The sequence below is a fragment of the Idiomarina rhizosphaerae genome, assembly GCF_024159085.1.
GTDB lineage: Bacteria > Pseudomonadota > Gammaproteobacteria > Enterobacterales > Alteromonadaceae > Idiomarina > Idiomarina rhizosphaerae.
Genome location: NZ_JAMZDE010000005.1, coordinates 184,115 through 199,970 on the forward strand (window position 1 = coordinate 184,115; position 15,856 = coordinate 199,970).

The 15,856-nt window shown below is 48.5% G+C and carries 18 protein-coding genes; 6 read left to right on the top strand and 12 right to left on the bottom strand.

The genetic code is table 11. The annotated features are described in order from the left end of the window. Window positions 1–63: 63 nt before the first annotated feature. Entirely contained in the window at window positions 64–729 is a 666-nt protein-coding gene (gene trhA / locus NJR55_RS04930) for a PAQR family membrane homeostasis protein TrhA (protein WP_253618377.1), read from the bottom strand. Further along, complete coding sequence (locus NJR55_RS04935; RefSeq protein WP_153850151.1) at window positions 726–1,007, bottom strand: DUF3081 domain-containing protein; 282 nt, start codon at window positions 1,005–1,007, stop codon at window positions 726–728. The genes trhA and NJR55_RS04935 overlap by 4 nt, the downstream gene beginning before the upstream one ends. 180 nt (window positions 1,008–1,187) lie before the next feature. Here NJR55_RS04935 and NJR55_RS04940 point away from each other — a divergent pair, with 180 nt between their 5' ends. Next, the gene (locus NJR55_RS04940; RefSeq protein ID WP_153850152.1) at window positions 1,188–1,802 is read left to right on the top strand and encodes a TetR family transcriptional regulator; all 615 of its coding nucleotides are present in this window, start codon (window positions 1,188–1,190) and stop codon (window positions 1,800–1,802) included. On the opposite strand, the gene NJR55_RS04945 is transcribed toward NJR55_RS04940, so the two are convergent. The 5 genes from NJR55_RS04945 to NJR55_RS04965 form a co-directional block, all read right to left on the bottom strand. Then, on the bottom strand, window positions 1,799–2,299 hold the full coding sequence (locus tag NJR55_RS04945; protein WP_253618379.1) for an MgtC/SapB family protein: 501 nt from the start codon (window positions 2,297–2,299) through the stop codon (window positions 1,799–1,801). The two genes, NJR55_RS04940 and NJR55_RS04945, sit on opposite strands and share 4 nt — an antisense overlap. 3 nt (window positions 2,300–2,302) lie before the next feature. Beyond that, a complete protein-coding gene (locus NJR55_RS04950; RefSeq protein ID WP_253618381.1) occupies window positions 2,303–2,818 on the bottom strand; it encodes an NADPH-dependent FMN reductase in 516 nt (171 codons plus the stop codon). A gap of 21 nt (window positions 2,819–2,839) precedes the next feature. Then, window positions 2,840–3,481 carry a DUF2959 domain-containing protein gene (locus NJR55_RS04955; protein ID WP_253618383.1) on the bottom strand — a complete coding sequence of 214 codons (642 nt, stop codon included), beginning with the start codon at window positions 3,479–3,481 and terminating at the stop codon, window positions 2,840–2,842. Next, window positions 3,478–3,717: a hypothetical protein gene (locus NJR55_RS04960; protein WP_011235670.1), complete on the bottom strand. Its 240-nt coding sequence runs from the start codon at window positions 3,715–3,717 to the stop codon at window positions 3,478–3,480. Before NJR55_RS04960 ends, NJR55_RS04955 begins: the two co-directional genes overlap by 4 nt. A gap of 70 nt (window positions 3,718–3,787) precedes the next feature. Beyond that, window positions 3,788–4,507, bottom strand: a complete 720-nt coding sequence (locus NJR55_RS04965; RefSeq protein WP_253618385.1) for an SDR family NAD(P)-dependent oxidoreductase — start codon at window positions 4,505–4,507, stop codon at window positions 3,788–3,790. Between the two features lie 69 nt (window positions 4,508–4,576). Between NJR55_RS04965 and NJR55_RS04970 the strand changes: the two genes are divergently transcribed. Genes NJR55_RS04970 through NJR55_RS04980 form a run of 3 tightly spaced genes read left to right on the top strand, consistent with a single transcriptional unit; the run spans window position 4,577 to window position 6,832 of the window. Next, window positions 4,577–5,431, top strand: coding sequence for a virulence factor BrkB family protein (locus NJR55_RS04970; RefSeq protein ID WP_253618589.1), 855 nt, complete (start codon window positions 4,577–4,579; stop codon window positions 5,429–5,431). A 55-nt stretch (window positions 5,432–5,486) separates the two neighbouring features. Next, window positions 5,487–5,924 (top strand): D-aminoacyl-tRNA deacylase, encoded by a 438-nt coding sequence (gene dtd, locus NJR55_RS04975; RefSeq protein WP_253618388.1) that lies wholly within the window; start codon window positions 5,487–5,489, stop codon window positions 5,922–5,924. A gap of 5 nt (window positions 5,925–5,929) precedes the next feature. Next, window positions 5,930–6,832, top strand: coding sequence for a bifunctional GNAT family N-acetyltransferase/hotdog fold thioesterase (locus NJR55_RS04980; RefSeq protein WP_011235674.1), 903 nt, complete (start codon window positions 5,930–5,932; stop codon window positions 6,830–6,832). 9 nt (window positions 6,833–6,841) lie between these two features. Here NJR55_RS04980 and hutH read toward each other — a convergent pair whose 3' ends face one another. The 3 genes from hutH to hutC are packed head-to-tail and all read right to left on the bottom strand — an operon-like array spanning window position 6,842 to window position 10,768. Continuing rightward, on the bottom strand, window positions 6,842–8,377 hold the full coding sequence (hutH, locus tag NJR55_RS04985; RefSeq protein ID WP_253618390.1) for a histidine ammonia-lyase: 1,536 nt from the start codon (window positions 8,375–8,377) through the stop codon (window positions 6,842–6,844). Window positions 8,378–8,386: 9 nt separating this feature from the next. Beyond that, entirely contained in the window at window positions 8,387–10,063 is a 1,677-nt protein-coding gene (gene hutU, locus NJR55_RS04990; protein WP_253618392.1) for a urocanate hydratase, read from the bottom strand. Between the two features lie 3 nt (window positions 10,064–10,066). After that, window positions 10,067–10,768 (bottom strand): histidine utilization repressor, encoded by a 702-nt coding sequence (gene hutC, locus NJR55_RS04995; RefSeq protein WP_253618394.1) that lies wholly within the window; start codon window positions 10,766–10,768, stop codon window positions 10,067–10,069. 123 nt (window positions 10,769–10,891) lie between these two features. On the opposite strand from hutC, the gene hutI reads away from it, so the two are divergent. Continuing rightward, complete coding sequence (gene hutI / locus NJR55_RS05000) at window positions 10,892–12,118, top strand: imidazolonepropionase (RefSeq protein WP_253618396.1); 1,227 nt, start codon at window positions 10,892–10,894, stop codon at window positions 12,116–12,118. On the opposite strand, the gene NJR55_RS05005 is transcribed toward hutI, so the two are convergent. Both NJR55_RS05005 and rraA read right to left on the bottom strand, forming a co-directional pair. Next, window positions 12,069–13,118: a formimidoylglutamase gene (locus tag NJR55_RS05005; protein ID WP_253618398.1), complete on the bottom strand. Its 1,050-nt coding sequence runs from the start codon at window positions 13,116–13,118 to the stop codon at window positions 12,069–12,071. The two genes, hutI and NJR55_RS05005, sit on opposite strands and share 50 nt — an antisense overlap. Continuing rightward, window positions 13,115–13,600 carry a ribonuclease E activity regulator RraA gene (rraA, locus tag NJR55_RS05010; RefSeq protein ID WP_253618400.1) on the bottom strand — a complete coding sequence of 162 codons (486 nt, stop codon included), beginning with the start codon at window positions 13,598–13,600 and terminating at the stop codon, window positions 13,115–13,117. The genes NJR55_RS05005 and rraA overlap by 4 nt, the downstream gene beginning before the upstream one ends. A 160-nt stretch (window positions 13,601–13,760) precedes the next feature. Here rraA and NJR55_RS05015 point away from each other — a divergent pair, with 160 nt between their 5' ends. Then, window positions 13,761–15,833, top strand: coding sequence for a putative bifunctional diguanylate cyclase/phosphodiesterase (locus NJR55_RS05015; protein ID WP_253618402.1), 2,073 nt, complete (start codon window positions 13,761–13,763; stop codon window positions 15,831–15,833). Window positions 15,834–15,856: the final 23 nt, after the last annotated feature.

The window sequence follows — 15,856 nt, forward strand, 5'->3', positions numbered from 1 at the left end:
ATCTGTAATCAAAAAAGCCCGCTACATCAGCGGGCTTTTTTATGTCTGAAACTCAACGAAAAGCTAACCTACGCTGAGCAATTCCGGCTGCGGCAGCACGAAATAAAAAATCGAAAAGAAATGGAAAACACTGCCAGCCAACACGAATAAATGCCAAATGGCGTGGTGATAAGGCAAAGACTTCCAAACATAAAAAACAACGCCCAGCGTATAAGCTAAACCACCGGCAACAAGCAGCATTAATCCACCACTGTCAACGTTATCGATCATCGGGTTCACTGCAATTAAAGCCATCCAGCCCATGCCAAGGTATAGAGTAAGGGACAACCAGCCAATTCGCTTTTTCATACAAAGTTCAAGCACGACACCCACCAAAGCTATGCCCCAGGCCACACCCAACAACGTCCAGCCCCACGCATCTCTTAAATTTATTAAGGCAAATGGTGTATAGGTACCGGCAATTAAAATATAAATAGCGGCATGATCAAGCTGTTGGAACACCGCTTTCATTCTTGGCCAGGGGAAGGCATGATAAAGCGTAGAGGCGGTATAAAGCAGAATAAGGCTTGCCCCGTAGATACTGGCCGCAACAATATGCCAAGCGTCGCCATAGGCAGCAGACCAGATCAACATGAAAACTAAGGCAACAATACTCAAAACGGCACCAATGCCATGAGTTAGTGCATGAGCCACCTCTTCCTTTATGGTGTAAGCTTTATCCTGGCTCATCCCCTTTCCAGTCCCGGCGTTTCATAACCTTTGCTGATATTCTTAAGTGCCCGTATAAATTGGTCATACTGTCTTTCGTTATCGTACTTTAGGTTGTACGAATTATGGAATTGCAGGGTTAATGTAACACCATGCCCTTCCAGAAAGACCGTATAGCCGTCATGGTCAGTATAAGCTTCTATACCGTCTAAATAATGGCGCCCCTGACGAGCTTCTCCATGAGTGTGGATCTTTTCGTACGCATCCAACATCAGTTTGTTATCAAGTTCGTTTTTCATCACACACCTCAGCGTTTGCGAATTAAATGTATACCCTTATTATTAGGGTCGAATGTCCATTCCACAACCGCTTTTCCCTATTTGTTTTAAAAACCTTGTATCAAAATATACATACATAGGTGCATGATTACGCAAAAGCCGTTATAATGATGAACGGATGCTAAGAAATAGGAGCCCGAAATGGTTCGACGCACAAAAGAAGACGCAATGGAGACCCGCGCCAAATTGTTAGATGCTGCTGAAGCTTTGTTCAGCGAAAAAGGTGTGACTCAAACGTCGATGATGCAAGTGGCGGAGAAGGCAGGCGTTACTCGCGGTGCAATTTACCATCATTTTGAGAATAAAATGGACTTAATTGAGTCTCTTATGGGGCGCGTTAAACTACCATTTGATGAAATGCGGGAACAAGTTGCTGAAGGCTCCGAGTTTGATCCATTAATTGAAGTCAAAGAACGCTCTAAAGAGTTTATTCGCCGTGTTCAGGACGACGATCAGGTACGTTCATTAGCCAGTATTCTTCTACATAAATGTGAATACATTGACGAAGTAAACCCAATTAAATTAAGACATATAAGCGGTCGCAACGAGTGCATTTGCGATGTCGAAAAGCTCTTCGAAACTGCTTTAAAGAAAAATGAACTTGCGCCGACAGTCCACTCACGCGTGGCGGTTATTGGCTTGTTCTCTCTGGTCGACGGCCTTATTTACAACTGGCTACTCGCGCCTGATTACTTTCCTCTAGTTGAGTACGGCAACCAGGCTATCGATAGCTACGTTAATGGATTAAAACGCTAAGGCTCATTGCTGTCACCGCGGCTACGACGCCAACCACTGTATTTTCGGTGTACGCCGCGGGTCAAGGACTGAAAAGTGTCTTCTAGTAGGTCAACGCCAAGTAATACACCAACAATAACCAGCGACAACACAATGCTAACCCCGTACATACCCAGGCCAACCGCAATGCCAATTGCCGCCAGAGCCCAGATGGTCGCTGCTGATGTAACACCAACTACAACACCATCTCGTGCCAGCATAACGCCAGCGCCAAGAAAGCCAATACCGGTAATAATTTGACCAATAACCCGAGATGGATCGCCGCTTTCACCAACGGCTGAAGAACCACCAACCAAAAACAAATAGGTTCCCAGAATAATCAGTGCCGCTGTTCTTATACCTACGGGCTTACCCCTAATTTGTCGTTCCAGTCCCACAATAGCACCACATAGTAGCGCGGTGCCTATACCATTCCATGAGTAAGGACCTAATTCCTCTACAACTTGCCAGTCAATCACTAACTAGCCCTCTCCTTGTTCTAAAAATTGTTTCAGAAAACTTTCATCCATTGCCGCAATAGCGTCATCGCTGGCCTTAGGACAACTGGCGCATAGAGGCGCAGTCCACGCCTGAACATTGGCAAGAATATCGCGTAAATGACTTACGGCTCGCAAACCACCTAAACCGCCGGGAGACGCAGCAGCCAGTAAAACTGTTTTACCGGCCCACGCTTGGCTATCAAGCCGTGACACCCAGTCAATCGCATTTTTTATCAGCGGCGACACCGACGAATTATACTCCGGGCTCACCAGAACAACTTTCGATGCTGCCTGAATTTTCTCACCTAAGGTCTTCATCGACTCAGGCACTCCGTCGGTGGCTTCTAAATCACCATGGTAAATCGGCGCGTCAAGCGCATCCGCATCGACCAGTTCATAGCGAATACCGTGTTTATCAGCCACTTCGGCTAAACGGTGTTTCAGTTTGGTATTAAGTGAATCCTTACGACGACTGCCACCAATAAATAAAACGGTCATATTATCTCCTGCTTATTAAGATTAAGAGTCTTTCATTGCTTCGATAAAACGGTTCGACTCAGCTACGGCCGCTTCCATATCTTTTATTAATACGGAAATATCGCTTTGCAGATTACTAAACTCACCCCGAATGGCGTCAATAGCCTTAGCATTTAAGTTATGTTTCAGATAAAGCACGTTATCCTGCATTTTATCCAGAACCGGCTGCATTTTATCTGCCGCACGCTCCATAACCCTCAATAGTTCAGCATAGCGACGCTCAGTTTCGCGCAACTGCCGCTCGCTCTCGCGGCGCATATTGTCGTTACTGTATTCACCCAGCTCTTCGCTCCACTCGTCGAATAAGTCATTGGCGACTTCATCAACTTCGTCTATGCGGCTACGAACACTCTCTGCCGCCGATTTACTGTCTTCGTAATCATCAAGTAATGCATTATATTGCTTTTCCAGATTACCACCATCAATATCCAGCATGGCGTCCAGCCGTTCTAACGCAGAACGAAACTCTTCCTGAGCATCGGTTTGCGAATCGCGTGCATCATCCACTCTATCGACCAGAATATCGCGCTTTTCTACACCAAATTTTTCCATAGTACCGTAGTAAGCACTTTGACATGCTGACAGCATAAAGACCGTTACCAACGGCAATGTCCATTTTCTCATTTGTCACCTCGTGCAGCTTTAATGATACGTTCGTCGCGTTTGTCCCGGTGATAACCATGCACCGCAATAATAGCGTGAAGAATAGCGATAATGTAAAGAGCGCCCAGCGCACCAAGTGAAACAATAAAAAGCACCACGCCGACAATGGCGATAACCGCATTAAATATCGCCTGAAAGATTTTACCTGTAAGTAAAATTGCAACAGGTGGAAGTAAAATAGCTAAAATATATAACATTGCATTCTCCTTGCACTGAATTGTGCCTCATATCAAGTAAGAGACATTCCTTTAGAAAAAGCAAACTAAATCAGTAAGGTAAACGGCTACCATCCCAGTGCCATAGCGCCCCGGTATTTTCCGGCTTTAAGTTTTTCACAACAGCCACAATGCGCTCTGCAGAGAGCTCGGGCGAATACAATTTGTCGGCAGATATTCGTTCCTGAAAAGGTTCCGACAAACGGGTGTCTGTTGTACCCGGGTGTATTGCCGCTACAGTCAGGCTTTTATGAGTACGCTTTAACTCTATTGAAGCCGTTTTCAACAGCATATTTAACCCGGCCTTGCTTGAGCGATAGGCATACCAGCCACCTAAATAATTATCCTCAATGCTGCCGACTTTCGCTGACAACTGTACCCAAAAGCGAGTCTTCTTTCTGTCAAGAATTGGCAAAAAAGCCTTTAGCGCCAGCATAGGTTTCGCTGCGTTAACGGAAAATAACTTATTCAAATTGTCGGCCGTTATATCGGTCAGCTTTTTCTCCGGAAAGGTTTCTTCGTCATGCAACATACCTATGGTTGAGATAACACCACTTAACTGCTCACCGTTATTTCTAAACTCACTAACCCAGGCGCCAAGTACTTTCTCATCATAGTCTTCTATTTGGCAATAGGTTACGTCTGTCGACTCTTGCTCCGAAACCCGCTGCCGCGACAACGCGAATACTCTGTCATCGGGGTATTGCTTGCTTAATTCCAGAGTGATGGCCCGACCTAATCCGCCGCCAGCACCTAATACCACCATTGCCATTTGCACTACTCTCTATCATGATAGTTATAACTTCCCTACGTGAATAAAGCTGGATTAGCTCAATACACCATGAAGCAAATTGAATGGAAATTGTATTTCAACCACACCTTAGGCTTTCTAAAGTACTTTGGGCAAAGGTTTAACAGCGACAATACCAATATCACCGCAGGCCACCTGACCTACGTCAGCATGCTGTCGTTGGTTCCCCTTCTGGTTGTTATGTTCACAGTTTTCTCAGCCTTTCCAATGTTTGAAGAGTTGCAGGAAAACCTGGAGCAGGCAATATTTGCTAACTTACTCCCCACTTCGGGTGAACAGCTCGAGCAATACCTTAACGAGTTTGTGACCAATGCCTCCAAGATGACAGCAATTGGTGTCGGTTTCCTGTTTATTGTCGCCATTATGCTCATGTCGGCCATTGATAAAGCGCTGAATAATATCTGGCGGGATTCAAGCAAACGCCATTGGTTGGTCTCTTTTGCTGTGTACTGGATGCTGCTTACATTAGGCCCGGTGCTTATTGGCTCAGGCCTGGCTGCAACCTCTTATCTGATGTCGCTCAGCCAGTTTGCTGATGAATATGTTTCCGGCATACAAAGCTTTGTCTTATGGTTCGTACCCATTGTGAGCTCCTTTGTATTCTTTGTGCTCATGTATCAGTTAGTGCCTAACCGTCAGGTTAGATTCCGTTACGCGGCCTTTGGTGCGGTTATTGCGGCATTTCTGTTTGAACTGAGTAAACAACTGTTTTCATTGTACATTACTTTCTTCCCAACTTATCAGGCCATTTACGGCGCACTGGCAACCATCCCGATTCTTATCGTATGGATATATCTGTCATGGTTAATCGTACTTATTGGCGCCGTTTTAACCGTCAGTTTAGAGGAGTATCAGTTACAGCAGCCTGAGCCGAAGTCTGATTGACCTGCTTCGCATTTTCACCGACCATAGCCATTCTGTTTTTGAAAGGTATGTACTCATGATCGGACTCATTCAGCGCGTTAGCCGTGCCAAAGTCACTGTTGCCGATGAACTGGTCGGTTCTATCGGGCCGGGGCTGTTAATCTTGTTAGGTGTTGAACACAAAGACGACGAAGCCAGTGCTACCAAGTTAGCTCAGCGCATAGCCAATTATCGCGTATTCAGTGACGCCGAAGACAAAATGAATAACAGTGTTATCGATGCCCAGGGTGAAGTTTTGGTGGTTTCTCAATTCACCTTAGCCGCCGATACTCGTAAAGGCCGTCGTCCCAGCTTTTCTTCAGCGGCAACGCCCGATCAGGCACAGCATTTATATCAGGTATTTTGTAAGCAAATAGCTGCGCAAGGTTTGCCGGTAAAAACCGGACGTTTTGCAGCGGATATGCAGGTTGAACTGGTCAATGACGGCCCGGTCACATTTGAATTGAAGGTATAACACCTATGTATCGCGTTATTACTCCGGAAACAGACGAACAACTCGAGCGTTATTACTACCTTCGCTGGCGGGTTCTGCGCGAGCCTTTTCAACGCCCTCTAGGCTCGGAACAAGACGAGTACGATCAGGTGGGTCATCACCGAATGGTGGTAAATGAAGCAGAGGAACCGGTTGCGGTTGGCCGCCTGCATTTTAACAGCCCAGAGGAGGCTCAAATACGTTTTATGGCGGTTGCTCCTGAATACCGGGGCGAAGGGCATGGGGTCGCTATTATCTACGCTCTTGAGCTTGCTGCGCGCAAAGAAGGCGCAACCCATGTGGTGATCAACTCACGCGACAACACCATTGGCTTTTATAAAAAGTGTGGTTACGACGTAGCGGAAGAAGCCGATACCGTAAATAACCCCATGGCAGAACATCATCTACGTAAATCCTTCACTGAATATAACCGCATTATTTATCGGCCTGAGTGGTGTACCGAGCTGCAGAAAACCTGGCAGGAAGACATTCCTATTTCCGATGCCATGGGGATTAAAATTCATCAGTATACGGGCCGGGTATTCGAAACCCGCGCGGTACTCTCGCGAAACATTAATGTGCACGGCACCATGTTTGCCGGCAGCATTTACTCACTGGGTACCTTAACCTGCTGGGGATTGCTACATTTACAGCTGTTAGAGCGGGAACTGGAAGGAGCAGTGGTATTAGGCGATGGTAACATTCACTACCACAAGCCAGTTACCCAGGAACCCCGGGCAATAGCGCGTTTAAGCGACGTTACCGGTGACTTTTCTGCATTAAAACAAGGGAAAAATGCACGTTTAACGATTAAAGCTCAAATATTAGATGAAGAGCAGCCGGTAGCAGAATTTACCGGCCGCTTTGTGGTTCTGGCAAAACGGGACTAGCCCGCAGAATTAAGCTTCAGACAAAATATGCGGTAGTTTCACCACTGCCGCTAACTCACCATTTTGAATCAGGTCGCTGGCTGCTTTAATGTCCGGCGCAAAGAAACGATCCTCAGCATAGTAAGCCACTTGCTCACGTAAGCAGTTAAATGCAGTCTCAACGGCCGCCGCACCTTTTAAAGGACGACGGAAGTCCAGACCCTGCGCCGCCTCTAACCATTCAATGGCAATAATATCGCTGACGTTTTTAGCTATGTCCGTTAACCGGCGTGCCGCGAAGGTTGCCATCGACACATGGTCTTCCTGATTAGCCGAAGTCGGCAGACTGTCCACAGACGCCGGATGCGCCAGCGTTTTATTTTCTGACGCCAATGCTGCAGCGGTAACCTGTGCCAGCATAAAGCCCGAGTTAACCCCACCGTCATTGACCAAAAACGCAGGTAACTTGCTTAAATGGCTATCTATGAGCAGGGCGCTACGACGCTCTGACAAAGCACCAATTTCGCTGGCAGCAATCGCCAGAATGTCTGCCGCCATAGCGACTGGTTCGGCGTGGAAGTTACCACCGGAAATAATGTCCTGCTCTTCGCTGAACACCAGTGGGTTATCAGTGACCCCATTAGCTTCACGCACCAAAATGCCCGAGGCGTGCTCAATTTGGTCTAAAACCGCACCCATTACCTGAGGCTGGCAACGCAAAGAGTAAGGGTCCTGCACTTTCTCGCAGTTCTCGTGATCTTTGGCAATTTCAGAGCTGTCGGTCAGTATATGACGCAACATTTCCGCTGCTTTAATCTGCCCCGGTTGCCCACGCACCGCGTGAACGCGTTCATCAAATGGGGCCCGTGAGCCCATTGCCGCTTCAACAGAGGTCGCCCCTACCACAATGGCGGCATGGAAATTACGTTCAATACGGAACAGACCTGCCAACGCTAATGCCGTTGATGCCTGAGTGCCGTTCAGCAAAGCCAGTCCTTCTTTCGGAGCCAGCTCAAAAGGTTCAATGCCCGCTATTTTCAAGCCTTCCTCGGCGCTGAGCACCTCGCCGTTATGGCGGACCGTGCCTTCACCCACTAGCGGCAATACCATGTGTGCTAACGGCGCTAAATCACCCGACGCGCCCACTGAACCTTTTTCCGGTATGCAAGGGTAAACTTCGGCGTTCAATAGCTTGATCAGCGCATCAACGAGCACCGGACGCACGCCCGAAAAGCCGCGCGACAAGGAATTTACTTTCAGCAGCAGCATTAAGCGTACAACCGCGTCTTCCATTAAGTCACCGGTGCCGGCGGCGTGCGATAACACAATGCGACGCTGAAGATCGGTCAGACGCTCCGGAGGAATACGAGTATTAGCCAGTAGCCCAAAGCCGGTATTAATACCGTAAACTACACGGCCCTGCTCCAGCACATCCGCAACGGTTTTCGCCGAAGTCGCAATGTTGTCTTTCGCTTCATCAGACAGCTTTAACGTCTGATGCTGATAAAACCAGTTGCGCAGTTCACTTAACTGCAACTGTCCTGGCTGTAATTCAAAATGACTCATGCAACCTCCTTACTTCGTATCCAGCATAGGTAAATCAAGCCCTTGTTCACGGGCGCAGTTTTTCGCAATATCGTATCCGGCATCGGCATGACGCATAACGCCCGTACCCGGGTCATTCCACAGCACGCGACTTAAGCGCTTGTCGGCTTCTTCGGTGCCGTCGGCTACAATGACCACACCGGCGTGCTGTGAGTAACCCATACCCACGCCGCCGCCATGATGCAGGCTAACCCAGGTCGCGCCACCCGCTGTATTCAACAGAGCGTTCAGCAGTGGCCAGTCCGATACTGCATCAGAACCGTCCTGCATAGCTTCAGTTTCACGGTTCGGGCTGGCAACAGAGCCAGAATCCAGGTGGTCACGGCCAATAACGACCGGTGCTTTTAGCTCACCACTTTTGACCATGTCGTTAAACGCGCGGGCAATGCGGGCGCGATCTTTGAGGCCAATCCAGCAAATACGTGACGGTAAGCCCTGAAAGCTAATGCGCTCTTTGGCCATATCCAGCCAGTTGTGCAAATGCTCGTTATCCGGAATCAGTTCTTTGACCTTCTGGTCGGTTTTGTAGATGTCTTCCGGGTCACCGGAAAGCGCAACCCAACGGAATGGACCTATGCCTTCGCAAAACAGCGGACGAATATAAGCCGGCACAAAGCCCGGGAAGTCAAAGGCGTTATCAACACCTACGTCTTTGGCCATCTGACGAATGTTGTTACCGTAATCCAGTACTGCCGCGCCTTCTTTCTGGAAGTGCAACATAGCGCGCACCTGCACCGCCATAGATTCTTTCGCAGCAGTTACCGTACCAGTGGCATCGCTTTCCTGCTTCGCTTTGTATTCTTCCAGTGTCCAACCCTGTGGCAAATAACCATGCAGAGGGTCGTGGGCAGACGTCTGGTCAGTCACTACGTCTGGCGTCACGCCGCGTTGCTGCAATTCAGCGTAAACGTCAGCGGCGTTACCCAGTAAGCCCACTGAAATCGCTTCGCCTTTCGCCATGGCGTCATTAATCAATTCTAACGCATCGTCTAAGTTGGTGGCTTTATGGTCGACATAGCCGGTACGCGAGCGAAAATCGATGCGCGACTCGTCACATTCAACAGCCAACATACAAAAACCGGCCATGGTTGCCGCTAATGGCTGAGCACCACCCATACCGCCAAGGCCACCAGTAAGTACCCACTTACCTTTTGCATCACCGTTAAAGTGCTGACGCGAGACCGAACCAAAGGTTTCATAGGTGCCCTGCACAATGCCTTGTGAACCAATATAGATCCACGAACCCGCGGTCATCTGCCCGTACATCATCAGGCCTTTTTTATCGAGCTCGTTAAAGTGTTCCCAGTTAGCCCATTCCGGCACCAGGTTAGAGTTCGCAATCAATACTCGCGGCGCGTCTTCATGGGTAGGGAATACGCCCACTGGCTTACCTGACTGAATCAAGAGAGATTCGTTTGGCTTCAGGCGCTCTAAGGTTTCAATAATTTTGTCATAACATTCCCAGCTGCGCGCTGCACGACCAATGCCGCCGTAAACAACCAGCGCCTGTGGGTGTTCGGCCACTTCGTCATCCAGATTGTTCATCAGCATCCGCTTTGCAGCTTCTACCTGCCAGTTGCAGGTGGTTAGCTCGGTTCCATGAGGTGCGCTTATCTTGCGACTTTTATCCAAACGGGTGAATGACATGACTTACTCCTTAAAGGTTAAATGGCCGCCTAATTTAAAGCGGGAGCCGGGGTGGGTCAGCGTGGCGAAAGTCACCACACCACCCGAGCTCCAGGTGCGGCGCAAAATTCTGAGACAAGGTTCGTGACGGTCGATACTTAAGTATTGGCATAGCGTGTTGACCGGCAGAATGGCTTCAATTTGATGACTGGCTTCGGTGAGCGGGCTGACCACGCATAAATATTCGTGCGGAGTCACCTTGCTGTAATCCTGCTTAAGATAATCGGGAACCAGTTTGGGGTTAACAAAACGCTCTTCAAGCTGCACCGGCAAGTCGTTTTCAAAATGGGTGATTAACGAATGAAACACCGGACTGCCTTCTTCCAGCTCAAGCGCTTCAGCTACCTGAGTTGAGGCTGGTTGTTCTTTCAGCATATGCACTTTGGCGCGGTAGTCGTGACCACGTGAACGCACTTCATCGGCAATATTGCGAATAGCCATAAATGAGGTTTGTGACTTAATTGGCGCAACGTAGGTACCAGAGCCCTGAGTACGAATGACCAGACCCTCGTCGGCCAATTCCTGTAGCGCGCGTCTTGCCGTCATTCGACTGACAGAAAACTGCGCCGACAAGGCATTTTCTGAACTGACAGGGTGGTTTTCAGGCCACTCACCGGATTCTATCTTCAGATAAATATGCTGTTTTATCTTTGAGAACTTGTTCATCCCGACCCCAAAATGTAAATGACATGACTCGATGTTTTTGAGGCTAAAAGTCTAGTTCAGAATAATTGTATATACAAGAAGCTTTTGCTACTCTTTTATTAGAATCAACCTTAAAGGACTGTTATGCAACGCATAGAAAATATCAACGCAGCGACAATGACGGATGATAAGGGTTATGGCCTTATCCAGGACGCTACAGTCATTATTAATAAGGGCAAAATTGAATTTGTGGGTGCCGCTTTTGACGCCCCCGCTACCCCGACTGCGGAAGTTATTAACGGTAACGGCGGTCTACTGACTCCCGGGTTAATTGATTGTCACACTCACCTGGTTTGGGCCGGGTCCCGCGCCAACGAATTCTCGCAACGTCTGCATGGTGCCAGCTACCAGGAAATTGCCGAGCAGGGCGGTGGTATCAAGAGCACGGTTAAAGCCACCCGTGAAGCCTCCGCGGAAGAGTTACTGGAACTGGCTTTAGAGCGCGCAGAAACGCTTATGTCGCAAGGGGTGACGACCATAGAAGTGAAGTCCGGTTACGGCCTGGACCTCGAAAACGAGCGCAAACAGTTAACCGTAGCACGCCAGTTAGCTGAGCAGTTGCCGGTGAACATTAAAACGACTTTACTGGCTGCGCACGCGGTACCTTCCGAATTTAGCAATAACGCCGACGGCTATATTGCAGAAATTATCCAAAACATTTTACCGACGCTGGCTAATGAAGGCCTGGTCGATGCGGTTGATGCTTTTTGTGAAAGTATTGGATTTAGCCCGGCACAAACCGAAAAAGTGTTTAAAGCAGCAAGAGAATTAGGGCTACCAATTAAGCTTCACGCCGAACAAATCACCAACCAGAAAGGTGCCAAGCTGGCGGCGGACTATCAGGCGTTATCGGCTGATCATCTTGAACAGCTGGATGAAGAGGGTGTGAAGGCCATGGCCGAAAATGGCACTGTGGCAGTGCTGCTGCCCGGTGCATTTTACTTCCTGCGCGACACGCAAAAACCGCCGGTTGAGTTACTGCGAAAACATGCTGTGCCCATGGCCATTGCCACCGATGCAAACCCAGGCTCATCGCCAATTCACAACTTACCGTTAATGCTGCAAATGGCGGCTACCTTTTTCCACATGACACCGGAAGAGTGTCTGCGGGGCGTTACCGTCAATGCAGCAAAAGCATTAGGCGAAAACCAGCGCGGCGTTATTGCCGAAGGCTGTTACGCAGATTTAGCACTATGGAATTGCAAAGACGCCGCTGAGCTCACTTACCAGTTTGGCGTGAACCCGCTAAAAACCTTGTGGTTTAACGGCGTCGCTCACGACCGTGTAAGTAAGCCGTGGTCAGCTCGCTAAGCAACTGTCCACATATTTTCATACCTTCGTCGAAGCCTGCACTGCACAATGACGGCGCGGCTTCGGCAAGATGTAAATAGCGCGCTTCGTTCACCTCAGCTAAACGCTTAACGTACTGAAAACCCTGCCCAAGACTCAAACCAACATAATTCACCGCACTGGCAGGCACGGCATTTAATGCATCAACGTCTACCTCAATACCCAGCGGTCGCTGCCAGGACACGGCTTTCGCTACCACTTCGTCCATTACCTCGACAAATGAGCGCTCATATAAGCGGTGCAGGGTATGATAACGCATTCCCGCATCCTGAAGCTGACGCAGACTACTGGCTGAGTTTTTCCCCTGATGCAGACCAACAATATGATAAAACTCCAGCGCGCCTTCCATATAAGCGTAACTAAAGCCATTGCCCGAATGACGGCCTTCACGCGGACGGAAGTCTGCATGAGGGTCTAAATTGACCGCACCACAAGCTTCCTTTGTCACTTTATGTAAGCTTTTCAGCAGCGGATACGCATTATTGTGACCCCCGCCAATGACAATGACCTCAAAACCCTGCTCGAATAGCGGCGTCAGGATTTTCTCAACACGGGCATCAACCTGCGCACAAAGTTCACGTAAAGTGGCCAGATCATGAGCGTCTGTCGCATCGAGTTCAGCGGCCTTTTCGTTTAAGTCGTCACAATTAACCGCTCCAACCAACAACAACTCATGTGTGGAAAGCAGGCCGGTTTTTTGCAGGTTAAGGAAGCTTTTTAAAAAAGACTGCCAGCCATCCTCTGCGCCGGCACGGCCAAGGTTTGCGCGCACTCCAATACTTTCAGGAACGCCCACCAGTGCAACTCGCTGACCGTCTTCCCAGGCTGCAGCCAGGCTCTCTTCATAAGTGCCCTGTTCCGAGAGCACCCGAATAGCCTGACCAATTTTGGTTTCTTGTTCGCGTACCGTCACCCACTTTGCCGGGTCGGTTAGTTCCAGGTAAGAGATCTCACTCATCATTCAATATCTAATGGTTCCGGAGACAAGATAACGCCAGTGGTATCAACATAAAGGTGGTCTTCCGGCAAAAAGGTTACGCCGCCAAAGTTTACCGGCACGTTCAGCTCACCCACACCTTCACTAATTGCTCCAACCGGAATAGAAGCAACGCCCAGAATGCCAATATCCAGCTCTTCCAGCGCATCAACTTCGCGCACGGCGCCGTAACAGACTATGCCTTCCCAGTCGTTATCCATGGCTTGCTCGGCTATGGCAGCATCAACCAGAGCGCGGCGTGATGAGCCCCCACCATCAATCAATAAAATCTTACCACCACCGTCGGCAGCAATGGTTTCTTCAATCAGCCCTTTATCTTCGTGACACTTGATAATAACCAAACTCCCGCCAAAAGAGCTGCGGCCTCCGTAAGACTCAAACATGGGTTCAACCACATCGACCATGTCGGGGTATAAATCGCAAAGTTCTGAAGTGTTGTATTCCATGATTGTATTCCTGACGTTGCTATAGCAGTAGCTGGCAGTATACCTGCTATCCGGTGCGGACAAAAGCAACCTGATAGCGGCAACGAAACCCTTGAATTATAGAATAAAAACCCGTTTAATCTAACTAACTATAATAATAATAAAGTGAATTGCTATTTTCATGCCCCAGCTTGACCTCATGACCAGTCTGGCTATAGAGACCTTTGCGCATTCAATACAGGCAGTTTTTCTGCTCGGATTTGCCGCTTTGCTGATGTATTACCATAAATATTACCAGCGCGATTATCTAGGCTACTGGGCTTTCGCCTGCTTTGCATTTGGTCCAGGAGAAATCATCAGAGCCTTTCTGGCTGGCAGCGCAATGGTGGTGCCGGAGTCCGCGCTTAGCTGGTCCAGTGGTTTACAGGGAATCGCCTTAACCTGCCAGTACCTCGCCATTTCGTTTATTGCGCTGGGTGCCTCTTGCGCCGCTTTTAATAAAAAACCGCAAAATTACTGGCAATATATAGCTTATGGTGTGTCGTTGGTTGGTGGCATTATTTCGTATTTTTGGCTAGATCCCACCATCAGCGATGCAGGTAACACCCCTAATGCAGGGTTTATGCGGTTCCTGGTCACTGGCGTAGCGTTAGTCGCCATCAGCTTGCTTATGTGGCGGAAATTAGGAAGCGGTATCGGCCCCAAACTGGTGTCTGGTGGCTTTTTCAGTATCGGTTTTAAGAACTTAATCGTACTTAGCGTTATTTTCTCTTTACCCGGAAACGCCGTGGACTGGGCTCTCAGCTTTCAGGCACTTTTAAATATCATTATAATTGCGGCAATTATCGTCGGTATTATCATTTGGTTACTGGAATCTGAGCGCAATACCGCAGTTCGCGCCATCCAAAGAGCTGAGTATCTGCATACCCATGACGCACTGACTGGAGTCTCTAACCGTGACCAACTGGTCAGTAAAATTCCTTTATTCATCGAGTATTGCCGCAGTAACAACCGCCAGTTAACCATTATGCTTGTTGGCGTCAGTCGCTTTAAAGTGGTTAACGAAAACATTGGTATTCGCGGTGGTGACCAGGTGTTAAAAGAAATTGCGCGACGCCTGCAGAACTTTCGCAAACAGCCTCTGGCGGTATCCCGTATTAGTGGCGATGTCTTTGCTCTTGCCTTTGATCACTTAAAAAGCCGAAGTCTTATAAAAGATTTGGCTGCAGAGCTTCAGGACACACTGAGTAACCCCATTGAGGTGGGCGATAAAACGCTGAATATTGCGGCGGGTATTGGTATTGCGCGCTACCCTCAGCACGGCAGTCGCTCGGAAGTTCTACTCAATAAAGCAACCATTGCGCTGACTCAGGCAAAGCAGTCACACCAGCCCAGTGTTACCGTTTATGAACGGGGTATGGATGAGATGTACTCCTATCTGGTTGATATGGAGCCAATTTTGCGCCGCGCTATGCAAGAGAATGAATTCACTCTATATCTTCAGCCGCAGTTTGACTTTGACCATCAACAACTTTGCGGCTTTGAAGCCCTTATCCGTTGGCAGCACCCAAAACGTGGCCTGCTGAGTCCGGCGGAATTTCTGCCTTATATCGAGCAATTGGGGCTGTCCACCGAACTCGATGACTGGGTTCTTAATAATGCAGCCGCTATCCTTGCTTCCTGGAAACAAAAGTTTGGTCTCTGCTGGCCCATAGCGGTGAATTTATCCGCGCCACAATTTCAGCATTTTCAGTTAATAGAAAAAATGCAGCAGTTACTGGAAGACTACGAAATTTCACCCGAATGGCTGGAGCTGGAAATCACCGAAAACGTGGCCATGTCAGATTTACACAACGGCATGAGTGTTATCCAGCGGTTACGGGAAATGGGCTTTGGCATTTCTATTGATGACTTTGGTACCGGCCACTCTTCCCTAGCTTATCTTCGTTCATTACCTATTAACAAAATTAAAATAGATCGCAGCTTTGTCAGCGAACTGCAGCAAAATAATAACGATGTCACTATTTTAAAAGCTATGATCCGCTTGTCTCACGGTCTGGGTAAACGCGTTATCGCCGAGGGCATTGAAACCCAAGAGCAGCAGGACATGTTGCAAAAGCTGGGTTGCGACATGATGCAAGGCTATTTCTATTCACCGCCAATGCGCCTGCAATTTGCCGAACAGTTTATTGAACGCCAAATTCAAGGCGATAAAAAGCCGTTGCCACCCGGAGAGTTTGCAACGGCTTTCTAGCTCTACAATTTCTGCAGAGTATT

Bases quoted from the DNA above. Each gene is read 5' to 3' on its own strand.
- trhA (WP_253618377.1), bottom strand. From the start codon at position 729: ATGAGCCAGGATAAAGCTTACACCATAAAGGAAGAGGTGGCTCATGCA.
- NJR55_RS04935 (WP_153850151.1), bottom strand. From the start codon at position 1,007: ATGAAAAACGAACTTGATAACAAACTGATGTTGGATGCGTACGAAAAG.
- NJR55_RS04940 (WP_153850152.1), top strand. From the start codon at position 1,188: ATGGTTCGACGCACAAAAGAAGACGCAATGGAGACCCGCGCCAAATTG.
- NJR55_RS04950 (WP_253618381.1), bottom strand. From the start codon at position 2,818: ATGACCGTTTTATTTATTGGTGGCAGTCGTCGTAAGGATTCACTTAAT.
- NJR55_RS04955 (WP_253618383.1), bottom strand. From the start codon at position 3,481: ATGAGAAAATGGACATTGCCGTTGGTAACGGTCTTTATGCTGTCAGCA.
- NJR55_RS04960 (WP_011235670.1), bottom strand. From the start codon at position 3,717: ATGTTATATATTTTAGCTATTTTACTTCCACCTGTTGCAATTTTACTT.
- NJR55_RS04965 (WP_253618385.1), bottom strand. From the start codon at position 4,507: ATGGCAATGGTGGTATTAGGTGCTGGCGGCGGATTAGGTCGGGCCATC.
- NJR55_RS04970 (WP_253618589.1), top strand. From the start codon at position 4,577: ATGAAGCAAATTGAATGGAAATTGTATTTCAACCACACCTTAGGCTTT.
- dtd (WP_253618388.1), top strand. From the start codon at position 5,487: ATGATCGGACTCATTCAGCGCGTTAGCCGTGCCAAAGTCACTGTTGCC.
- NJR55_RS04980 (WP_011235674.1), top strand. From the start codon at position 5,930: ATGTATCGCGTTATTACTCCGGAAACAGACGAACAACTCGAGCGTTAT.
- hutH (WP_253618390.1), bottom strand. From the start codon at position 8,377: ATGAGTCATTTTGAATTACAGCCAGGACAGTTGCAGTTAAGTGAACTG.
- hutU (WP_253618392.1), bottom strand. From the start codon at position 10,063: ATGTCATTCACCCGTTTGGATAAAAGTCGCAAGATAAGCGCACCTCAT.
- hutC (WP_253618394.1), bottom strand. From the start codon at position 10,768: ATGAACAAGTTCTCAAAGATAAAACAGCATATTTATCTGAAGATAGAA.
- hutI (WP_253618396.1), top strand. From the start codon at position 10,892: ATGCAACGCATAGAAAATATCAACGCAGCGACAATGACGGATGATAAG.
- NJR55_RS05005 (WP_253618398.1), bottom strand. From the start codon at position 13,118: ATGATGAGTGAGATCTCTTACCTGGAACTAACCGACCCGGCAAAGTGG.
- rraA (WP_253618400.1), bottom strand. From the start codon at position 13,600: ATGGAATACAACACTTCAGAACTTTGCGATTTATACCCCGACATGGTC.
- NJR55_RS05015 (WP_253618402.1), top strand. From the start codon at position 13,761: ATGCCCCAGCTTGACCTCATGACCAGTCTGGCTATAGAGACCTTTGCG.